The organism is Paraburkholderia sp. SEWSISQ10-3 4 (genome assembly GCF_030464785.1).
GTDB classification, from domain to species: Bacteria; Pseudomonadota; Gammaproteobacteria; order Burkholderiales; family Burkholderiaceae; genus Paraburkholderia; species Paraburkholderia aspalathi.
The window spans coordinates 26,369-43,816 of the sequence record NZ_JALPRI010000038.1 but is presented as its reverse complement, the minus strand read 5'-3'; the positions used below and the strand labels follow the sequence as shown (position 1 = coordinate 43,816).

The window sequence follows — 17,448 nt, the reverse complement described above, 5'->3', positions numbered from 1 at the left end:
GTGCCGCCCCGCACAGGGGCAACGCTAATAGACCACTAACAATGCAAGGAAAGGCCAAAGCCCCAGGAACACTGACAAAAAGCGCCGCGCAGGCAAAAAAAACTCAAGCAAATCCCAACACCGTAGACAAACAGACAACACCCCGCTCCGCAAGTCAGGTCAACGGCTCGCTCATGAAAACCCTACAAAAAAACTGAAAGTCTGTATTGCAGACGCGGCGATTTCTGACCTCGATATATTCGTCCAGTGGTCACACTGCATAAAAAGTCTCCACAGCTATCAGGCATCCTCAATTAAATGAAAGGTGATTCATGAATCAGAAGATGAAGCTGACCCACTTGGTCGTGGCACTACTGTGCGTCGGCGCAGTCTCCACCGCCCATGCGCAAAGCAGCGTCACCCTCTACGGGCTGCTCGACACGGGTATCGACTTCGCCAGTAACGTGAACGGCAACCATCTCTATCAAATGGCCAGCGGCGTCAGCGCAGGTAGTCGCTGGGGCCTCAGAGGCAAGGAATATCTCGGCGCCGGGCTCTCCGCTGTGTTCGACCTGGAAAGCGGCTTCAATTCGACTAACGGCAGCTTGGGAAGTGGTCTGGCTTTTTCCCGTAATGCGTACGTTGGCCTCGCCAGTCAGACGGCCGGTACGGTCACTCTCGGGCGGCAGTGGGATCCGATCGTCGATCTCATCGAGCCGTTCTCGCTCAACGATAGCTACGGCGGCTGGTATTTTTCCCACCCCAATGACATGGACAACCTCGATAACGGCTTCGCCATCAGTAATTCGGTGAAGTACACGAGCCCCACCATCGGGGGCTTTACGGGCGAAGCCCTTTATTCGTTCGGCGGCCAGGCCGGGCAGTTCTCGAATGACTCCGCCTATAGCGCGGCAGCGTCGTATACGAACGGACAGTTTTCGATGGGGGCGGGCTATCTGCGCGTCAACGATCCGGAAACGGCAATCCAGAGCTATCAGAACGGCTCGGGCTTTACCAACGCGGTGTACGGCAACTATCTGGCCAATGCCCGCAGTCAAGGCATCTTTGCTGCGGGTGCGTCTTATCAGATCGGCAAGTTCAAGGTGATGGGCAACTTCACGAACGTCAATTTCCAGCAGGGCGATGCAGGACAGGGCGTCAAATTCCAGAACTATGAAATTGCCGGTACCTTCGCGGCAACCGGTCAGCTGAATCTCGCTGCAGGCTACACCTACACGGATGGCCGCGATCACGCGACCAATCAGGAACCGAAGTATCAGCAGCTCAACCTGAGCGCAGAGTACGAACTGTCGAAGCGCACGGCGGTCTATGCGCTCGCCGCACTACAGAAAGCCAGTGGCGGCGCCGTCGCGCAGATTGCCGGCTTCGATCCGTCGTCTGACGGCAAGCAGGTAGTGGGACGCGTGGGCATTCGACACTCGTTCTAAAGCATCAGAATCAGATGAAAGAGCGCGCTGCCCGAAGGGGTAGCGCGCTCTTTTTTGTTCACGAACCAAAATAGATATTGCAGTAACTCGGTGGACCGACACAGTTGTCGGCGCTGGTGGAGGGCGACGTTGTCGCGCATCCGGATAACAGGAATCCGGATGCAGCAGCGGCAACGGCAAACGAGGCCGTTCGTTTGATCGCGGTGCGAAGAGTCATTGATGTCAGGGCGAGAAATGCAGCGTGTTGCGTTTAGTGATAGATCTCAGTGTGCGTAAAGCGTCGAGTTCAGATAGGCGAGCTGTCCGTCCTTCTCCGCATGAACGAGTTCCTGATAAACCTGCGCACGCGTCTTCTCGCCGGTCGCCTGACCGTAAGGCGGCACCCACGACCCAGCCGCGTTGACCGCGGCGGTGCTGGTCGCTGCTACCTGCATGGTCGGTGCGGCGTTCTGTTGCGCCGGCGAAGGCGCCGTGGTCGATTGAGCGAAAGCGGAGGCCGTTGCGGTTGCACCGATGAAAGCGATGGCGAGCGTCAGAGATTTCATGTTCGTAATCCTCACAAATCAAATTGGATGGAACCGATGCGCGAACCGCAATGCATTCGTGGATCGGTTGATAAGAAGGATAGTGACCTGGCGTTAGCGGATCGGCGGTGTGCGCATGAAAAGATATTTATCCGTTGGAGCGCCGGCGATCCGATGATTCTTGGGCTTGTCCGGTACATGTCATGAACATAAAAAACGTTTCATGAATCGACCGGTTTTGATCACGGGTATGTCACCACGCAAATCTACATTGCGGCTACCCGCACGGTGTGCGGGATCGGTCCGTCAATGCGCGGATCGGCGCCTTCTCTTACCCGGAATCAAACATGAACAAAGCATTGGCAACCACACTCGTCGCGCTGGCCGGCACCTTCGGCGCGGCGGCGCACGCACAAAGCAGCGTCACGCTCTACGGCACACTCGATACCGGCATCGACTACATCAGCAATCAGAAAACGGCTTCAGGCGGCAAAAGCAACTGGATGATGGAAAGCGGCAATATCAGCACCGACCGCTGGGGTCTGCGCGGTAACGAGGACCTGGGCGGGGGCTTAAGCGCGGTCTTCGATCTGGAGAACGGCTTTAATATCGACAGCGGCAAATTTTCCAACGGCGGCGATGAATTCGGCCGGCAGGCATGGGTCGGCATCGCGAGTAAGCAGTGGGGCACGGTGACCATGGGGCGGCAATACGACTTCCTGGTCGATTTCGTCGCGCCGCTTTCGGCCACAGGTTCGGGCTTCGGCGGCAATATCGCCGATCATCCGTTCGATAACGACAACCTCAACAACGATCTGCGCATGAACAACGCGCTGAAATTCCGCAGCGCGACTTATGACGGCTTCACAGTCGGCGGCGCTTATGCGTTCAGCAATGCGGCCGGTGGCTTCAGCAATAACAACGCCTATAGCCTCGGTGCGCAATGGGCGGGCGGTCCGTTCAATCTGGCGCTCGCGTACCTGCAGGTGAACCAGCCGGGCGGCGTCAATCAACCTGCCAACACCGGCGGCGCGGTGAGCAGCAGCGATGGCGACGCGACCTTCACCGGTGCACGCCAGCGCATCCTCGGCGCGGCAGGGCGCTACACGTTCGGCGCGGCGACCGTCGGTCTAGTTTTCACGCGGACCATGCTCGACGACCCGCATCAGATCACGCAGGGTGGCGCGTATTCCACGCTCAACGGCGATATGCTGACCTTCAATAACTACGAACTGAACGCGCGCTATGCCATCACGCCGGCGTTCACGCTGGGCGGCTCGTACACGTTCACCGACGGACATTTCAGCGACGACGGCAGGAGCGTCGCACCGAAGTGGAATCAGTTCATGCTGCAGGCGGATTACGCCCTGTCACGCCGAACCGATCTGTATCTGGAGGGTGTCTATCAACATGTGTCGGGGGCGGACGGTATTGCGGTGCTCGGCAATGCGTCGATCTATTCGCTAGCGGCTTCGTCGAGCGATCGGCAGGCGGTTGTGGCGGTGGGGATACGGCATAAGTTCTGAGCTCGGCACGTGCGTTGAAAGGGTGTCGTAAGCGTATATGGAAGGCAAACGCCGCCGGTGAAGAACCGGCGACGTTTTTTAACGGCATGGGTGGATTCAACTGACAGATTCAACCCGCAGTTTCAATCTGCGGACGCGAGCACCTTCGGATGCACCGCTTGCGCACTTGCCGCCTGAACGGCAGGCGAGCCCGTAGCGCCGTCTGCCGACCAACCGCCGCCCAAGGCCTCAATCAGCCCCACCGAGGCCAGCAGGCGCCGCGTATTGAGGTTCAATGCGTCGATCTGGGTCGTGAGTTCGGTAGTCTGCGCGGTCACGACATCCAGATAGCTGACCACGCCGTCGCGATAGCGCGACATCGAGAGTGTCAACGTGCGTTGCGCGGCGACCAGCGCCTCGTTCTGCTGCGTGGCTTCGTCGCCGAGATGATGCAATTGCGCGAGGTTGTCTTCGACCTGCTGGAAGGCGAGCAGCACGGCGGCCTTGTACTTCGCGCCGTTCTCGGCGAGCTTCGCGCGCGCCTGCTGCGTGATTGCCTCACGGCGGCCGCCGTCGAATAGCGTGAGCATCAGGCTCGGTCCGACCGACCAGATTTCGTTCGGCGCCATCAGCCACGGCGAAAGCGTGTCGCTCTGATAGCCACCGTCGAGGCCGAGCGAAATGTCCGGGAAGAAGGCGGCCTTGGCCACGCCGATTTGCGCATTGGCCTCGGCAACGCGCCGCTCGGCCGCCGCGATGTCGGGACGCCGTTGCAGCAGTGCTGCGGGTACGCCGGTTGGAATCGACGGCAGGTACGTCGTTTCGATCTCCGGCGCGAGTGTGAAATTCGACGCGGGCGCGCCGGTCAGGCTGGCGATCGCATGCTCGTACAGCGCGCGGCGTGCGGCGATGTCGTCGGCGGAAGCGCGTGCGGTGTCGAGCTGCGTCTGCGCACGCGAGACGTCGAGGTCGGATGCAATGCCGCCCGCGTGACGGCTTAACGTGAGTTTGAGCGCGTGCTGGTAGGTGTCGATCGTATCGTTGAGCAGTTGCTGCTGTTCGTCCAGCCCGCGCAGATTGAAGTACGCGCTTGCCAGATTCGCCTGCAGGCTCAAACGTACCGACTCGAGATCGGCCTCGCTCGCCTGCAGCGCCGAGCGGCCCGCCGACACCTCGTTGCGGATCTTGCCCCACAGGTCGAGGTCATAACCGATGCCGACGTCGACCGTATTCGCGCCGTACACCGCGGGCTGACCCACGCCACGCAGCGGGCGGTTGTCCGATTGCCTTTGGCGTTCGACCGACACTTCGGCGCCGATGGTCGGAAACAAGCCCGAGCGGGCTTGCGACAGATAGGCGGTGGCCTCGTCGTGGCGCGCCATCGCCGCGGCCACGTCCGGGTTGGCGGCGGCCACCTTAACCTCGAGATGGTCGAGTACCGGATCGCGATACACCGTCCACCACGCGTCGCGCGGCACGCGGTCGGCGGGTCGGGCGAGCTGCCATGCGCCACCTTCCTTGAACGTCGTTGGGATGCTGGTGGCCGGCGCCTGGTAGGTCGGCGCGAACGAGCAGCCGCTCATCAGCGCCGCGGCCGCCAACGCGATGCAGATGCGGCGTTTATCCATGAGCGCTCTCCGCCGGCCGACGCGCGGCGAGCGACGTGTCCGTCGCACCGGCCGGATTGCCCGCGAGCCGCACTTCATCGCCCGAGTCAAGCGAGTCGGGCGGATTGTCGATGACACGGTCGGCTGGATTCAGACCTGAGGCGATCTCGACGTGCGTACCGAGATCGGTGGCGATCGATACCGATTTGAGCACCGCGCGGTTGTCGTGGCCGACCACGGCGACCTGCAAACCGTTCTGCCGGAAGATGAGCGAGCTGGCCGGGATCGACAAGGCATGCGAGTTGGTCGGCAGCGCAAAATGCACCTCGGTGTATTCGCCGGGGATCAGCAAACCGTTTTGATTGTCGACCGCGAGTTGCACCAGCAGCGTGCCGGAGGAGGGCGTGATCGCGTCGTCGGTGTCGACGAGTTTGGCGTTGAACTTCACGCCGGGGCGTTCGGGCACGGTGAGCGTGGCGGTCATGCCGGGTTTGATGGCGGCCGCCTCGTCCTGCGGCACGCTCACGTAGACGCGCAATTGACGTGCGTCCGACACGGAAAACAGTTCGGGCCCATTGCCGCCGCCCGCATTGATGAGCGCGCCGATATCGGTGGTGCGCGCGGTGACGATGCCGTCGAATGGGGCAGTGATGCGCTTGAACGATTCGAGCGCTTCGAGACGCCGTACATTGGCTTCCGCCGCAGCTACGGTTGCCTGCTTGGCCACGAGGTCGCTGGTCTTTTCATCGGCGTCCTGCTGCGAGACCGAATCCTGTTGCAGCATCCTGGTCCAGCGGGTTGCCGTGGAGGCCGCGAGTTTTTCGTTAGCCACCGAGTTCTGCAAATCGGCGCGAGCCTGCAGCAATTGCTGATCGAGGTCGGGCGTGTCGATCACCCCAAGCAACTGGCCGGCTTTGACGTGCGTGCCGATATCGGCGTACCACGCATGCAGATAACCCGACACGCGTGCGTAAATCGGCGCGTTGACGAAGGCGGACAGCCGTCCGGGCAACACCAGCGCCTGCGCATCGAGGTCGTGTTTGGGTGTGTATGCAATCACCGTGGGCACGGCTTGCTGGGCTGACCAGGTGGTGAGTTCCTGCTTCGCATGCACGCGGCTGGCAATGCCGCTCGTCACAATGCCCGCTGCCACCAGCAGCGCGACGATGCCGACCAGCTTCAGATGACGCAGCCGCTTGGGCGAATTGATCTCGATCTCAGTGGACATGATGGACTCCGGGTTCGGATGATGAGTGATCGTGCGAGGGGTCGTTGGATGAGTTGCGCGACGGGCCGTGCGATGGATCGTGACCAGCGGCATCGCGCCGATGCACGAGGCTGAACACGACCGGTACGAACAGCAGCGTGGCGAACGTCGCGCAGATCAGGCCGCCGATCACCGCGCGGCCGAGCGGCGCGTTCTGCTCGCCGCCGTCGCCGAGGCCGAGCGCCATCGGCGCCATGCCGATAATCATCGCGAGCGCTGTCATCAGCACCGGCCGAAAGCGCGTGAAGCCGGCCTCCATCGCGGCGACCAGCGCATTGCCGGTCACCGCCAGCCGTTCGCGGGCGAAGCTCACCACCAGAATGCTGTTGGCGGTCGCGACGCCCATGCAGAGAATCGCACCGGTCAGCGCGGGCACGGAGAGCGGTGTGTGCGTGGTGAACAGCATCCACACGATGCCGGCTAACGCCGCGGGCAACGCCGTGACGATTACGAACGCGTCGCTCCACGAATGGAAATTCACGACAATCAGCAGATAGATCAGCAGAATCGCGCCGACCAGACCTAGCGACAAACCGAGGAACGCGCTGTTCATCGTTTGCACCTGGCCGCGCAGCGTGACGATCGAGCCCTTCGGCACATCTTTCGCGGTTGCATGGACGATGTTCTGAATCTTCGCCGCGACGGCGCCGAGATCCTGACCTTGAGTGGTCGCGAACACGTCGTAGAGCGGTTCGATGTTGTAGTGCGACACCACCGCATTGCCGACGCCGCGCGAAATGGTCGCAATGCCGCCGAGAATCTGCGCCTGGTCGCTCTTGCCGGTCACGGGCAGGTTGTTGAGATTCGACAGGGACGTCATGCGGTATTGCGGGGTCTGCGCGACGATCGGATACGACACGCCGTTCTTCGGATTCAGCCAATACGTCGGCGATACCTGGCTCGTGCCGGAAAGACTCGCTACCACGGAATTGGTCACGTCCTGTTCGGTAATGCCGAGTTGATCGGCGCGCGAGCGGTCTACCGACACGGTGAACTGCGGATACGTCGACGCCTGCTGGATGCGCGTATCGGCAATGCCGGGAATCATGCGCATGCGTCGCATCACTTCGCTGGCGTAGCGATGATTGGCCGCCTGGTTCGGCCCCGCCACCTGCAAATCGATTGGCGCGGGGGCACCGAAATTCAGAATCTGACTGACGATATCGGCCGGCAGGAACGCGAAGGTCGTTCCCGGGAATTGACGCGGCAGCGTTTCGCGCAGTGTGTGCACGAAGCCGGCGGTGGGGGCGTGGTTCTCGTTTAGCGAGATCAGAATGTCGCCGTCTTGCGGTCCGGTCGTGCCGCTGTTGTTGTAGGTCAGGTTGATGCCGCTATTGGGCAGGCCGATGTTGTCGACGATACTGCGCAACTGGTCTGGCGGAATCGCGCGGCGCACCGCGTTCTCGATCAGATCGAACTGCGCGGCGGTATCTTCGATCCGCGTGCCGATCGGTGCGCGCACATGGATCGCAATTTCGCCGGAGTCGATATCGGGGAAGAAATTGCGTCCCAGCCACGGTGCGAGCAGGAACGACGCGCCCACGACGATCAGGAAGCCCGCGACGAAACGCTTGCGATGCGTGAGCGCAAGGCCGAGTACGATCCGGTACACGCTGCGCACGCGCTCGAAACGATGCTCGAAGCCGCGTTGAAAGCGCACCAGCGGATTGCGCGACGGCGCCGGATGAGAGTGGCCGCCATGCGTGTCCATCACCGCGGCCAGTTCGCCGGAGGCGTGACCGCCCGATGCATGCGGACGCAACAGGTATTGCGCCAGCATCGGCACGAAGGTGCGCGAGAGGATGAACGACGCGATCATCGCGAAGATCACCGCTTCGGCCATCGGAACGAACAGGAAGCGCGCGATGCCGTCGAGCAGCAGCATCGGTACGAACACGATGCAGATGCAAAGCAGCGAAACGAAGGCGGGCGCAACGATTTGCGCGGCGCCGTCCATGATCGCGCTGCGCACGTCCTTGCCCTGTTCGAGATGCCAGTTGATGTTTTCGATCGTGACGGTGGCGTCGTCGACCAGAATCCCCACCGCGAGCGCGAGACCGCCGAGCGTCATCACGTTGAGCGTTTCGCCCATGGCGGCAAGGCCCGCAATCGCAGCCAGCACCGCCAGCGGAATCGACGCCGCGATGATCAGTGTCGAGCGCCAACTGCCGAGGAACAGAAGAATCATCAGTGAAGTAAGGGCGGCGGCGATCACGCCTTCGCGTGCCACTCCACTCACCGCGCCTTTCACGAAGGTCGATTGATCCCCCATCGTCACGAGCTTCAGTCCGGGCGGCAGCGTTGCCTCGATGCGGGGTAGTTGCGCCTTCACGCCGGAGATGATGTCGAGCGTCGACGCGGAGCCGTTCTTCAGAATACTCATCAGCACCGCACGATGACCATCCACGCGCACTACGTTGCCTTGCGGCGGATAGCCGTCGCGCACGTGAGCTACGTCGCGGATATAGATCGTCGCGCCGTCCACCGTTTTGATCGGCAGCGCGTTCAGTTCGTCGAGCGCGAGCGGGCTGTTGTTCAGCTTGATGTTGTATTCGAAGCGGCCGATCTTTTCGGTACCCGCCGGAATGATCTGATTCTGCTGGGCGAGGGCGGTGGCGACGTCGTTGGCCGAGAGCTTTTTTGCCTGCAAGGCTTGCGGATCGAGATCGATCTGTACTTCGCGGGTCTTGCCGCCATACGGCGTCGGAATCGCCACGCCAGGCACGCTCAGCAATTGCGGGCGAATGAAGTTGGTCGCGTAGTCGGCGAGTTTCTGCTCGTCAAGTGTATTGCTGGTCAGCGCCAGTTGCAGCACCGGCACCGTGGACGCGTTGTAGTTGAGAATCTGCGGCGGCGTGGTGCCGGGCGGCATCTGCTTGAGCACCGTCTGTGAAACCGAGGTCACCTGCGCGGTGGCGGTGCGGATATCCACGGTCGGCTGAAAGAAGATCTTGACGATGCCGTAGCCGCGAAACGATTGTGACTCGATATGCTCGATGTCGTTGACGGTCGTGCCGAGCGTGCGTTCGTAGTAGGTGACGACGCGTCCGGACATGTCGTCCGGTTGCAGGCCGGCGTAGTTCCAGACCACACTGATCACGGGAATGCGGATGTCGGGAAAGATATCCGTCGGCGTGCGCAACGCGGCAAGCGGGCCGATCAACAGGATCAGCATCGCAAGCACGATGAACGTGTAGGGCCGGGTCAAAGCCAACCGGACTATTTTTAACATCGAAGGCTGCTCCGTTCAGAGGCGCGATTGAATCTGCGCGGGCGTGTGGCGGTTAGGGCTCGCACCAATGGCGCGGCTCGGTAACGGCATTCTGGAGAGCGGGTCCTAACAGGCGCGGACTAAACAAATGAAACTAGTTTTAGGAAGCCTGGAGGACGTGCGCGATTGCATCGAAAGCCGCGTCGCAACGGCTCTAGCGCTGCATGCAGCGCTAGAGCTCCGTCAGAAAACCTGTGAATGAGGCGGCGTCAGCCGAACAGATAGCCTGAGCCTCGAATGGTGCGGATCAACGGCCGCTCGCCGGGCGTCTCGACTTTCTTGCGCAGACGGCCTACGTGTACGTCGATCAGGTTGGTGCCGGGATCGAAGCGGCAGCCCCACACGGCTTCGAAAATCATCGTGCGCGTGAGCACCTGGCCGGCGTGGCGCATCATGAATTCGAGCACGCGGAATTCGGTGGGTTGCAGATCGAGTTCGCGCTGTCGGTAGGTGACTTTGCGGCGCACGAGATCGAGTTCCAGTGCACCGTTGCGCAGCAGCGTTTCAGCTTTGGCATGACGTGGGCGGCGGCGCAACAGCACCTCCACGCGCGCGAACATTTCTTCGGGCGAGAATGGCTTGGTCAGATAGTCGTCGCCGCCGGCGCGCAGACCTTGAATGCGTTGATCGACGTCGGACATCGCACTCATCACGAGCACTGGCGTTTCCATGCCGACGCCACGCATCGTCGCCACGATGGTCAGGCCGTCGAGATCGGGGAGCATGCGGTCGAGTGTGACGACGTCGTAGTCGCCCGCCATCACTTTCGCCATGCCTTCGCGGCCGGTGCGCGCCACGTCAACAGAGAAGCCGCTTGCGCTGAGCGTGCGCACGATGTCGTGGGCGATCAACTCGTCGTCTTCGATCGTCAGTATTTTGGGCATGATGCGCGGGCCCGGTTCAGGCCACCGCCCGCAAGGCAACCGGGCGGTCCGGCGCGCGATACTGGCTGACCGCGAAGTCGATGAAACTGCGCACACGCATCGACAGGTAATTGCGGCCGGAGTAGAGGATCGACACCTGGCGCGGGCCGCCGTTGATTTCGAACTGTTCGAGCACGGGGACGAGCGAACCTTGCGCAAGATCGTCGGCGATGATCGGCAGCGGCAGCAAGGCGATACCCATATGGTTGAGCGCGGCCACGCGCACCATCGCGCTGCTGGTGGCGGTGAGCGCGCTGCCGGTGTTGACGCGATAGATGCCGTCGGCGTCGGCGAACTCCCAGGCACGCGACGAACCGTCGGAGACCGTCAACAAGCCGTGGCGGTTCAACGCCGACGGATCGCGAGGGGTGCCGTGACGCGCCAGATACGCGGGGGAGGCGACTGTCATTTCATCGACGCTGGTCAGCATGCGGCTCACCAGTGAAGAATTGGCGAGCCTGCGGTCGTCGGAGAAACACACGTCGAAACCGCCCTCCACGAGATCGATATGCGTATCAAACGTTGTCACATCGAAATCCACGCGTGGATGCAGCGTGCGATACGCAGCCAGCAATGTGCCCAGCCCGGCGGTCGCGAACGTCATCGGCGTCGCGATGCGCAACGTGCCCTGCGGATCGCGTGTGGTCTCCAGCAGGTTCGATTCCATCTCGTCGAGCTTCTCGATGATCGTGCGGCAGCCGTCGAGATACTCGCGGCCCACATCGGTCAGCGAAAGACTGCGCGTGGTGCGGTTTAGCAGGCGCATGTTCAGATGCGCTTCCAATGTGCCGACGCTGCGAGTGACCGCCGCCGCCGACATGCCTAACTGTCTCGCCGCAAGATTGAAGCTGGCAAGATCGACCACCCGTGTGAAGACACGCATCGCTTGTAGCTGGTTCATGTTGGAACAGTAGAGAAGGACGATGGCTGCATCATCGGCGATCGCGGATAAAACGGCACGCCCAGGTGGATTAAGTCTTTTTTAATTTTGTGCAATGTTCATGAACTGCGCGGGCAAAGCTGCATCCCGGTGCGTTCGTGAACGATCAGCAAGACTAAGCGACGCGCAAAAAAAGAGCGCGGCCAGAGCCGCGCTTCGGAAAGAGACCTGAATGAAAGTAACCGCTATGGGGCGGTGGGGGAAGTATAGATGCGGAGCGCCGCGAGGTGCATGCGCTCTCTGAAACGCAGTGCTACGCGAAACGCAACAAGCGGTAGCCATTCGCGAACCGGCTGAATCAACTGATCCAGCCGGTTCAGCCGATTCAATTGAGCATGCCGTGTACTTCGAGCGAGGCTTCCAGCTGCTGGGTCAACGCGTGATGCAGTCTGGCAAGGCTCTCGGTGGGGAGTGCAAAACCGGCCCAGCCCAGGCCGGAATGCCGCAGGAACAGCACGGCGCCGTCGTGCAGCGGATGTTTTTCGGCGTGCCAGCACGGATCGATTTCAATCACGTACTGATGGGCGCGCAGGGGTTCCTTCGGTACTTCCGGGCGCATCGTGGCGCGCAGCGCGCTGAGGTGCTCGATCACGGCATCCAGATCGGCCGTTTCGAGCAGTACCGCACGGTCCTCGATGGCGATGCGAACCGCGTTCTGTCCGTATTCGTTGACTCTCTCGATGCTCATGGGGCGCGACATATCTCTGCTCCTTGCTGCTCTTACGGTGAGCAAATTATGGCGCCGCCTCTCTTAACCAAGTCTTAAAGAGCACGATCAAGGGATGAAACTTTGTTTAAGGAGACCGCCTGGCACGATTTCCGCCGCTGCGGACAATTGTCTGACGTTTTTCCCTGCGCGCAGGTCAATGACCGGTGCATTGGTCATATGTAAAAGAGGCCGGATGTTTCAATATAGAAACATTTTTAGTCGTGTGGGAAATTAGTGTCGAAATGCTTAATCGGGAATGTTTCGATAAGTGTGCGGTTTGCCGCATTGGCACTGCCGATAAATTCCCGATTTGCGAATAAAAGCCTGATTGAATGTTCATTATTTGCGAGGTTTCGATTTCACGTTTGAAACATTTCTGTATGTGATTTCGATGAATCGCCATCGCGAATCCGGCAAGCCGTGCTGCGTCGGCGAGCCCGAGTAGAAGCCTTGAGCGTGGCTCTGTGCAAGGTTCTTCGACCTGCTGATGGTCAGACAGGCTGCTGCGGCCCGTTGCTATGCCGACTCATATGCCGACGGTCATATGAAACACACAATAATGGATTTCGTCGTACATCTAATTTCTCAATACGGATTTGTTTTTCAAATTTACTATAGGGCGGCATTCAGCTAACATCACGCATAATCCGTTAAGCGGCGTTGCCGGTGGTTTTCATCCGCCGTAATTCAATTCGTCCATATCGTCCGGCCGACGGGGCAGCGGGGTCCACAATGTACGACAGCTTGGGGAAGATCATGCCGCACTTGCATCTGGATACTGCGAGGATTACCTGGTTACATACGCCGACGCTAAACGTGCGTAGTGCAGCGCGGCGAATCGGCGTGTTGCTGTTCGACGGCTTCTGGCTGCTCGGGCCAGGCACGGTAGTCGAGATGTTCCAGACCGCCAACGAACTCTCGGGCTCGCGGGCTGGCGAAGAGCCGCCTTACGAAGTGCAGTTTCTGTCGATGGACGGGGGCAGCGTCGCGAGTTCCTCGTCGGCGCGGATCTGGACCGATCGTATCGACACACGTTATGGCAGCGGTTTCGACGTGCTGTTCATCGCAGGGGGCTACGGCGCGCACGAGGCCGCGCTCGACGAACGCTTGCTGGGCTGGTTGCGATCGGTGCAAACGCGAACCCGTGCGATCGAGACGATCGGCGAGGGCCGTCTCGTGCTGGAAGCAGCGGGGCCCGCTGAGCATGATGGTCTGCAGGTGAATCGCTACCTGGGCAGCGCCGCGGCCGACGCTGTGCGAAGCGCCGCCAACGATCGTAACGACTGCGCACGCAGCGCGCTGATGTTCATCAAGCGCGATCTTGGCGCGGAGCTGGCGCGCAGCGTTGCCGATCGGGTGATGCCGGGTATGGCCGCGACCTGGGTGCCACTACCGGCTGAGGGCGGCACGCTTAGCGTCGCTGAGAAAATCCGTGCCGCCGCGCGCTGGATGGAGGCGAATTGCGATCGTCCGGTGTCGGTTGCCGACGCAGCGCAAGTGGCGGCGATGAGCGAGCGCAATTTTTTGCGGCGCTTCAAGCATGAAATGCAGGTCACGCCGTCTGATTATCTGCTGCAGGTGAGGCTGCGTATTGCCTGCAACTTCCTGACCGAAACCGAATTACCGGTCGACAAGATCGCGCGCCGCAGCGGCACCGGCAACGGCGATCGCCTCGCGAAGATTTTCCGCAAGCGTATGGCGCTGTCGCCCACCGAATATCGCGCACGCAGCCGGGTGGCGACAGAGGCGTAAGCTTGAGCAGGCGCCGTGCAGACGGCGCAACTCAGGGTGCGACCTGGAGCTGACGGGCGCGTGTGCAACGGCGTGCGCTGCGGCGTGTGTAGCCGTGCGTGCACCGGTGCGTGCGTCGGCGGTCGTCTTTTCTGCTGGCGGGCTTCTTACGAGCATAGTGGCCATGGGCAACAAGGTAATGGCGACAGCATTGCCGGAGGTGAAACTCATCGAGCCCGAGGTGTTTTGCGACGAATTTGGCTTCTGTTTCGAGAGCTTCAGCGCGGATGAGTTTACCGACGACGTCTCGCAAGGTTTCAATTTCGTGCAAGACCGTCATTTGCGGGCAGTGCGTGGCGTGTTGCGCGGCTTGCACTATCAGGTGCATCGGCCGCAAGGTCGGCTCGTGCGCGTGGTGGTGGGAGAGGTGTTCGACGTCGCCGTGGACGTGCGGCTCAATTCGCCGACCTTCGGCAAATGGAGCGGCGCATATCTGAGCGCGGCCAATCATCGGCAGGTATGGGTGCCGCCGGGCTTCGCACACGGTTTCGTCGTGCTGTCCGACGTCGCCGAATGCCTGTGGAAGACCACCGAATACTGGTTCCCCGAACTCGAGCGCTGCATCTTGTGGAGCGATCCTGACATCGGTATCGACTGGCCAATTGAAATCGAGCCGATCCTCGGCGCGAAGGACGCAGCGGGCCGGCGTCTTTACGAGGCGGAAAATATCGCCTGAGCGCTGCGCATGCTCATTGACATGCGCACGCAGCGGTTCAACGCCTTGTTCAGCGTGTCGCCACCACGGCGCCCACGCTCGCCGTAACCACCAGCAGCGTGCCTGCGATCTGCAACACTCCCATCGGTTGATGCAGGACCACGAAGCCGGCCAGCGCACCGATCGCCGGTTCGACACTCATCAGTATCCCGAACGATGCGGCCGGCATGTGCCTTAATGCCACCATTTCCAGCGCGTAGGGTAGCAGCGGGACCAGCAATGCTAAGCCCGCGGTTGCGGCGATCTGTCCTGCGGCGATGTGTATGCCGCTTTGCGCGAAGCCAAACGGCGTGGCAACCAGCGCCGCTGCGATCAGCGACACCGATAATCCTTCGAGTCCGGCGAACAGCGTGCCGGTCTTTTTCATCAACACGATATAGCTGCCCCAGCCGAGCGCGGCCCCGAGCGCGAGCAATACGCCGAGCGGCTCGCCGATCCAGCCCGCGCGATCCCGTGAGAGCAGCAGCACGCCGGCAATCGCCAGCACCGGCCACAGTAACGCTCGCGCGCGGCGTACCGCGAAAGTCGCTACGGCGAGCGGCCCGAGAAAATCGATCGCGACGGCGAGCCCCAATGGAATCCGCTGAAGCGCCGCGAAAAAGCACAGCGTCATGCCGGCCATCGCGGCGCCCAACGCACCGGCCGCGAGCCAATGCGAGCGCGAGTAGGTGAAGAAACGCGGGCGCACCAGCAACGCAAGCACGACGGCCGCCCAGCAAAGACGCAACCAGGTGGTGCTGAGCGAGCCGTACTCGGCCATCGTCGGCGCGGAGAGCGCGGCGCCGAACTGCACGCTCGACATGGACAGCACGCACAGGAGGGCTGCGCCGGCTGCGGCACTGGCGGGCTTCACGGATGCTGATGTTGGCACAGGATTCAGCGCCGGTTTGATGGTGGTGTCCTGCATCTTGGCCTCGTTACCGCTCTTCGGATGGGGTGGCAGCTATCTTATCGGTGCAGGCGGTATTAAGATAAGTTGATATTTCTTATGACCACTTCAAGAAACGTGATGACCCGAGATCTCGACAGCAGTCTCCTGCGCGCGTTCGTCACCGTGGCGGAAGCCGGCGCCGTGGGTGTGGCGGCGGCCCGCCTGGCCCGCACCCAGGCGGCGGTGAGCATGCAATTGCGCCGGCTCGAAGAAGAGTTGGGGCAGCGTTTGCTCGACCGCTCGCCGCGTGGCGTGCAACTCACCGAAGCAGGGCATCTGCTGCTGCCGTTCGCGCATACGATCCTCGGCGCGGGCGCCGATGCGCGGCGGGCCCTGAGCGCGGGGCAGGTGTCCGGCACGGTGCGGCTCGGCATGCTGGAAGACATCGCGGTTGGTCGGCTGCCGCGCGCGTTGCGGCGCTTTTCGATCGCTTATCCGCGGGTGGCGCTGGAGATCGTGGTCGATACCAGTTCGGCGTTGTCGAACCGGCTTGCGGACGGTGGCCTCGACGTGGTGGTGGGAGACCCCGCGCTCGTCGAGTCGGTACCGCTGCTGACGTGGACGCAGCCGCTCTTCTGGGTCGGCGCGCGCGGGTTCAGCCGCGACGGTGACGCCGTGCTTCCGGTGGTTGCGTTCGGCGGCGCGTGTCTGTGGCAGCAACAGGTGTTGACGGCGCTGCGGCGCGCGGGGATTGCATGGCGCATTGTGTGCACCAGCACCAGTTTGCCGGCGGTGCAGTCGGCCGTGGAAGCGGGGCTCGGTGTGTCCGTGCTGCTCGACGGCAATATCCGCTCGGAGTCGATGCGCGTGCTCGGTCAGGCCGATGGATTGCCCGATGCGCCGACGGCCGATTTCGGACTCTTCATGCGACCGGTTTCCGGTGCGCAGGCGGCCGCTGTGCAGACATTGCAGACGTTCCTGTGCGAGGAATTGCATCTTGGCTTGCGCGAGAGCGAGCCGCTTGTGGCTCCGGTGGGTTAGAGCGCGGACAAGCTGCGTCGACAACATGCTGGCACGCAGGTCGGCAGGCACATCCCATGTGAGTTTTTACGACATTTTTTCTTGAGACGCCTACGCGTGAAATCTACACTTCGTGCATCTTGATAGCGCGAGGTGCTCAACGTGAAGCGACGTGCAACGACGCAGCAATCCGTCCGTATCGATTACGTATGTCACGGCGTAGGCCGTGTCGAACTGCGCCGCTTCGATCCGTCGCGCGATTCGTATGTTGCATTGACCGCGCTGCTGCATCGTGCTTTCACCCGACTCGGTTCGATGGGGCTGAATTGCACCTGTGTGGATCAAACGGTGGAGACGACACGCTCTCGCGCGACGCGGGGCGATTGCTATGTGGCGGTCTGCGAAGGACGCATTGTCGGCACGATGACGCTGTATGCACCGGACCGTGAGTCGTTGTGCGATCTATACAGGCGCGACGATATTGCCAGCTTGCGCCAGTTCGGCGTGGAGCCGGTATGGCAGGCGCGTGGCATCGGTACGCTGTTGATCGCTTTCGCCGATCACTGGGCCGCGACGCGCGGCTACGCGGAGCTCGCGCTCGATACGCCGCAGCCGGCTGCACATCTCATTACGTTTTACAGAGGGCAGGGGTTTCGCATTGTCGATTTCGTACGCTTTGACGGCAAGCACTACGACAGCGCGATCTTGAGCAAGCCGCCGGTAGCGACGCGCACGCTCGCGAACTGGTCGCACAGATTGACCGTACCGACGAGGATCGCGCGCGCGGCATGATGAAGGTGCGCTGGCGATAAAAACCCCGGTGCGGGCAGCAACTATTGCAATACCGTGTGGCAAGTATTGCAACGCGCTGCTGATCC

General features: G+C 61.6%; 15 protein-coding genes. 7 read left to right on the top strand and 8 right to left on the bottom strand.

Annotated features, from left to right (window positions below):
• Nucleotides 1–197 (top strand): hypothetical protein (locus tag M0D68_RS35885; RefSeq protein ID WP_266226837.1); only part of this gene is annotated, 197 nt, incomplete at its 5' end.
• A gap of 132 nt (nucleotides 198–329) precedes the next feature.
• Nucleotides 330–1,427: a porin gene (locus tag M0D68_RS35880; protein ID WP_266226838.1), complete on the top strand. Its 1,098-nt coding sequence runs from the start codon at nucleotides 330–332 to the stop codon at nucleotides 1,425–1,427.
• A 263-nt stretch (nucleotides 1,428–1,690) separates the two neighbouring features.
• On the opposite strand, the gene M0D68_RS35875 is transcribed toward M0D68_RS35880, so the two are convergent.
• Nucleotides 1,691–1,972 (bottom strand): DUF4148 domain-containing protein, encoded by a 282-nt coding sequence (locus M0D68_RS35875; protein WP_093647004.1) that lies wholly within the window; start codon nucleotides 1,970–1,972, stop codon nucleotides 1,691–1,693.
• 326 nt (nucleotides 1,973–2,298) lie between these two features.
• Between M0D68_RS35875 and M0D68_RS35870 the strand changes: the two genes are divergently transcribed.
• On the top strand, nucleotides 2,299–3,477 hold the full coding sequence (locus M0D68_RS35870; RefSeq protein ID WP_266226835.1) for a porin: 1,179 nt from the start codon (nucleotides 2,299–2,301) through the stop codon (nucleotides 3,475–3,477).
• Between the two features lie 122 nt (nucleotides 3,478–3,599).
• Here the strand turns inward: M0D68_RS35870 and M0D68_RS35865 are convergent, their stop codons facing one another.
• The 6 genes from M0D68_RS35865 to M0D68_RS35840 form a co-directional block, all read right to left on the bottom strand.
• Nucleotides 3,600–5,084 carry an efflux transporter outer membrane subunit gene (locus tag M0D68_RS35865; protein WP_266226834.1) on the bottom strand — a complete coding sequence of 495 codons (1,485 nt, stop codon included), beginning with the start codon at nucleotides 5,082–5,084 and terminating at the stop codon, nucleotides 3,600–3,602.
• On the bottom strand, nucleotides 5,077–6,291 hold the full coding sequence (locus M0D68_RS35860; protein ID WP_266226832.1) for an efflux RND transporter periplasmic adaptor subunit: 1,215 nt from the start codon (nucleotides 6,289–6,291) through the stop codon (nucleotides 5,077–5,079). The genes M0D68_RS35865 and M0D68_RS35860 overlap by 8 nt, the downstream gene beginning before the upstream one ends.
• Nucleotides 6,281–9,562, bottom strand: coding sequence for an efflux RND transporter permease subunit (locus M0D68_RS35855; protein WP_266226831.1), 3,282 nt, complete (start codon nucleotides 9,560–9,562; stop codon nucleotides 6,281–6,283). Before M0D68_RS35855 ends, M0D68_RS35860 begins: the two co-directional genes overlap by 11 nt.
• 248 nt (nucleotides 9,563–9,810) lie before the next feature.
• Entirely contained in the window at nucleotides 9,811–10,485 is a 675-nt protein-coding gene (locus M0D68_RS35850) for a response regulator transcription factor (protein WP_093647016.1), read from the bottom strand.
• Nucleotides 10,486–10,501: 16 nt separating this feature from the next.
• Nucleotides 10,502–11,425: a LysR family transcriptional regulator gene (locus tag M0D68_RS35845; protein ID WP_266226830.1), complete on the bottom strand. Its 924-nt coding sequence runs from the start codon at nucleotides 11,423–11,425 to the stop codon at nucleotides 10,502–10,504.
• Between the two features lie 364 nt (nucleotides 11,426–11,789).
• Nucleotides 11,790–12,164: a hypothetical protein gene (locus tag M0D68_RS35840; RefSeq protein ID WP_093647021.1), complete on the bottom strand. Its 375-nt coding sequence runs from the start codon at nucleotides 12,162–12,164 to the stop codon at nucleotides 11,790–11,792.
• Nucleotides 12,165–12,929: 765 nt separating this feature from the next.
• Between M0D68_RS35840 and M0D68_RS35835 the strand changes: the two genes are divergently transcribed.
• Nucleotides 12,930–13,925 (top strand): GlxA family transcriptional regulator, encoded by a 996-nt coding sequence (locus tag M0D68_RS35835; RefSeq protein ID WP_093647069.1) that lies wholly within the window; start codon nucleotides 12,930–12,932, stop codon nucleotides 13,923–13,925.
• 163 nt (nucleotides 13,926–14,088) lie between these two features.
• Nucleotides 14,089–14,640, top strand: coding sequence for a dTDP-4-dehydrorhamnose 3,5-epimerase (gene rfbC / locus M0D68_RS35830; RefSeq protein WP_093647023.1), 552 nt, complete (start codon nucleotides 14,089–14,091; stop codon nucleotides 14,638–14,640).
• Between the two features lie 49 nt (nucleotides 14,641–14,689).
• Here the strand turns inward: rfbC and M0D68_RS35825 are convergent, their stop codons facing one another.
• Nucleotides 14,690–15,586, bottom strand: coding sequence for a DMT family transporter (locus tag M0D68_RS35825; RefSeq protein ID WP_266226829.1), 897 nt, complete (start codon nucleotides 15,584–15,586; stop codon nucleotides 14,690–14,692).
• A 102-nt stretch (nucleotides 15,587–15,688) separates the two neighbouring features.
• Between M0D68_RS35825 and M0D68_RS35820 the strand changes: the two genes are divergently transcribed.
• On the top strand, nucleotides 15,689–16,591 hold the full coding sequence (locus M0D68_RS35820) for a LysR substrate-binding domain-containing protein (RefSeq protein ID WP_266226828.1): 903 nt from the start codon (nucleotides 15,689–15,691) through the stop codon (nucleotides 16,589–16,591).
• A gap of 141 nt (nucleotides 16,592–16,732) precedes the next feature.
• The gene (locus M0D68_RS35815) at nucleotides 16,733–17,362 is read left to right on the top strand and encodes a GNAT family N-acetyltransferase (RefSeq protein ID WP_093647072.1); all 630 of its coding nucleotides are present in this window, start codon (nucleotides 16,733–16,735) and stop codon (nucleotides 17,360–17,362) included.
• The last annotated feature ends 86 nt before the right edge of the window (nucleotides 17,363–17,448 follow it).

Bases quoted from the DNA above. Each gene is read 5' to 3' on its own strand.
- M0D68_RS35875 (WP_093647004.1), bottom strand. From the start codon at position 1,972: ATGAAATCTCTGACGCTCGCCATCGCTTTCATCGGTGCAACCGCAACG.
- M0D68_RS35870 (WP_266226835.1), top strand. From the start codon at position 2,299: ATGAACAAAGCATTGGCAACCACACTCGTCGCGCTGGCCGGCACCTTC.
- M0D68_RS35865 (WP_266226834.1), bottom strand. From the start codon at position 5,084: ATGGATAAACGCCGCATCTGCATCGCGTTGGCGGCCGCGGCGCTGATG.
- M0D68_RS35860 (WP_266226832.1), bottom strand. From the start codon at position 6,291: ATGTCCACTGAGATCGAGATCAATTCGCCCAAGCGGCTGCGTCATCTG.
- M0D68_RS35855 (WP_266226831.1), bottom strand. From the start codon at position 9,562: ATGTTAAAAATAGTCCGGTTGGCTTTGACCCGGCCCTACACGTTCATC.
- M0D68_RS35850 (WP_093647016.1), bottom strand. From the start codon at position 10,485: ATGCCCAAAATACTGACGATCGAAGACGACGAGTTGATCGCCCACGAC.
- M0D68_RS35845 (WP_266226830.1), bottom strand. From the start codon at position 11,425: ATGAACCAGCTACAAGCGATGCGTGTCTTCACACGGGTGGTCGATCTT.
- M0D68_RS35840 (WP_093647021.1), bottom strand. From the start codon at position 12,164: ATGTCGCGCCCCATGAGCATCGAGAGAGTCAACGAATACGGACAGAAC.
- M0D68_RS35835 (WP_093647069.1), top strand. From the start codon at position 12,930: ATGCCGCACTTGCATCTGGATACTGCGAGGATTACCTGGTTACATACG.
- rfbC (WP_093647023.1), top strand. From the start codon at position 14,089: ATGGGCAACAAGGTAATGGCGACAGCATTGCCGGAGGTGAAACTCATC.
- M0D68_RS35825 (WP_266226829.1), bottom strand. From the start codon at position 15,586: ATGCAGGACACCACCATCAAACCGGCGCTGAATCCTGTGCCAACATCA.
- M0D68_RS35820 (WP_266226828.1), top strand. From the start codon at position 15,689: ATGACCCGAGATCTCGACAGCAGTCTCCTGCGCGCGTTCGTCACCGTG.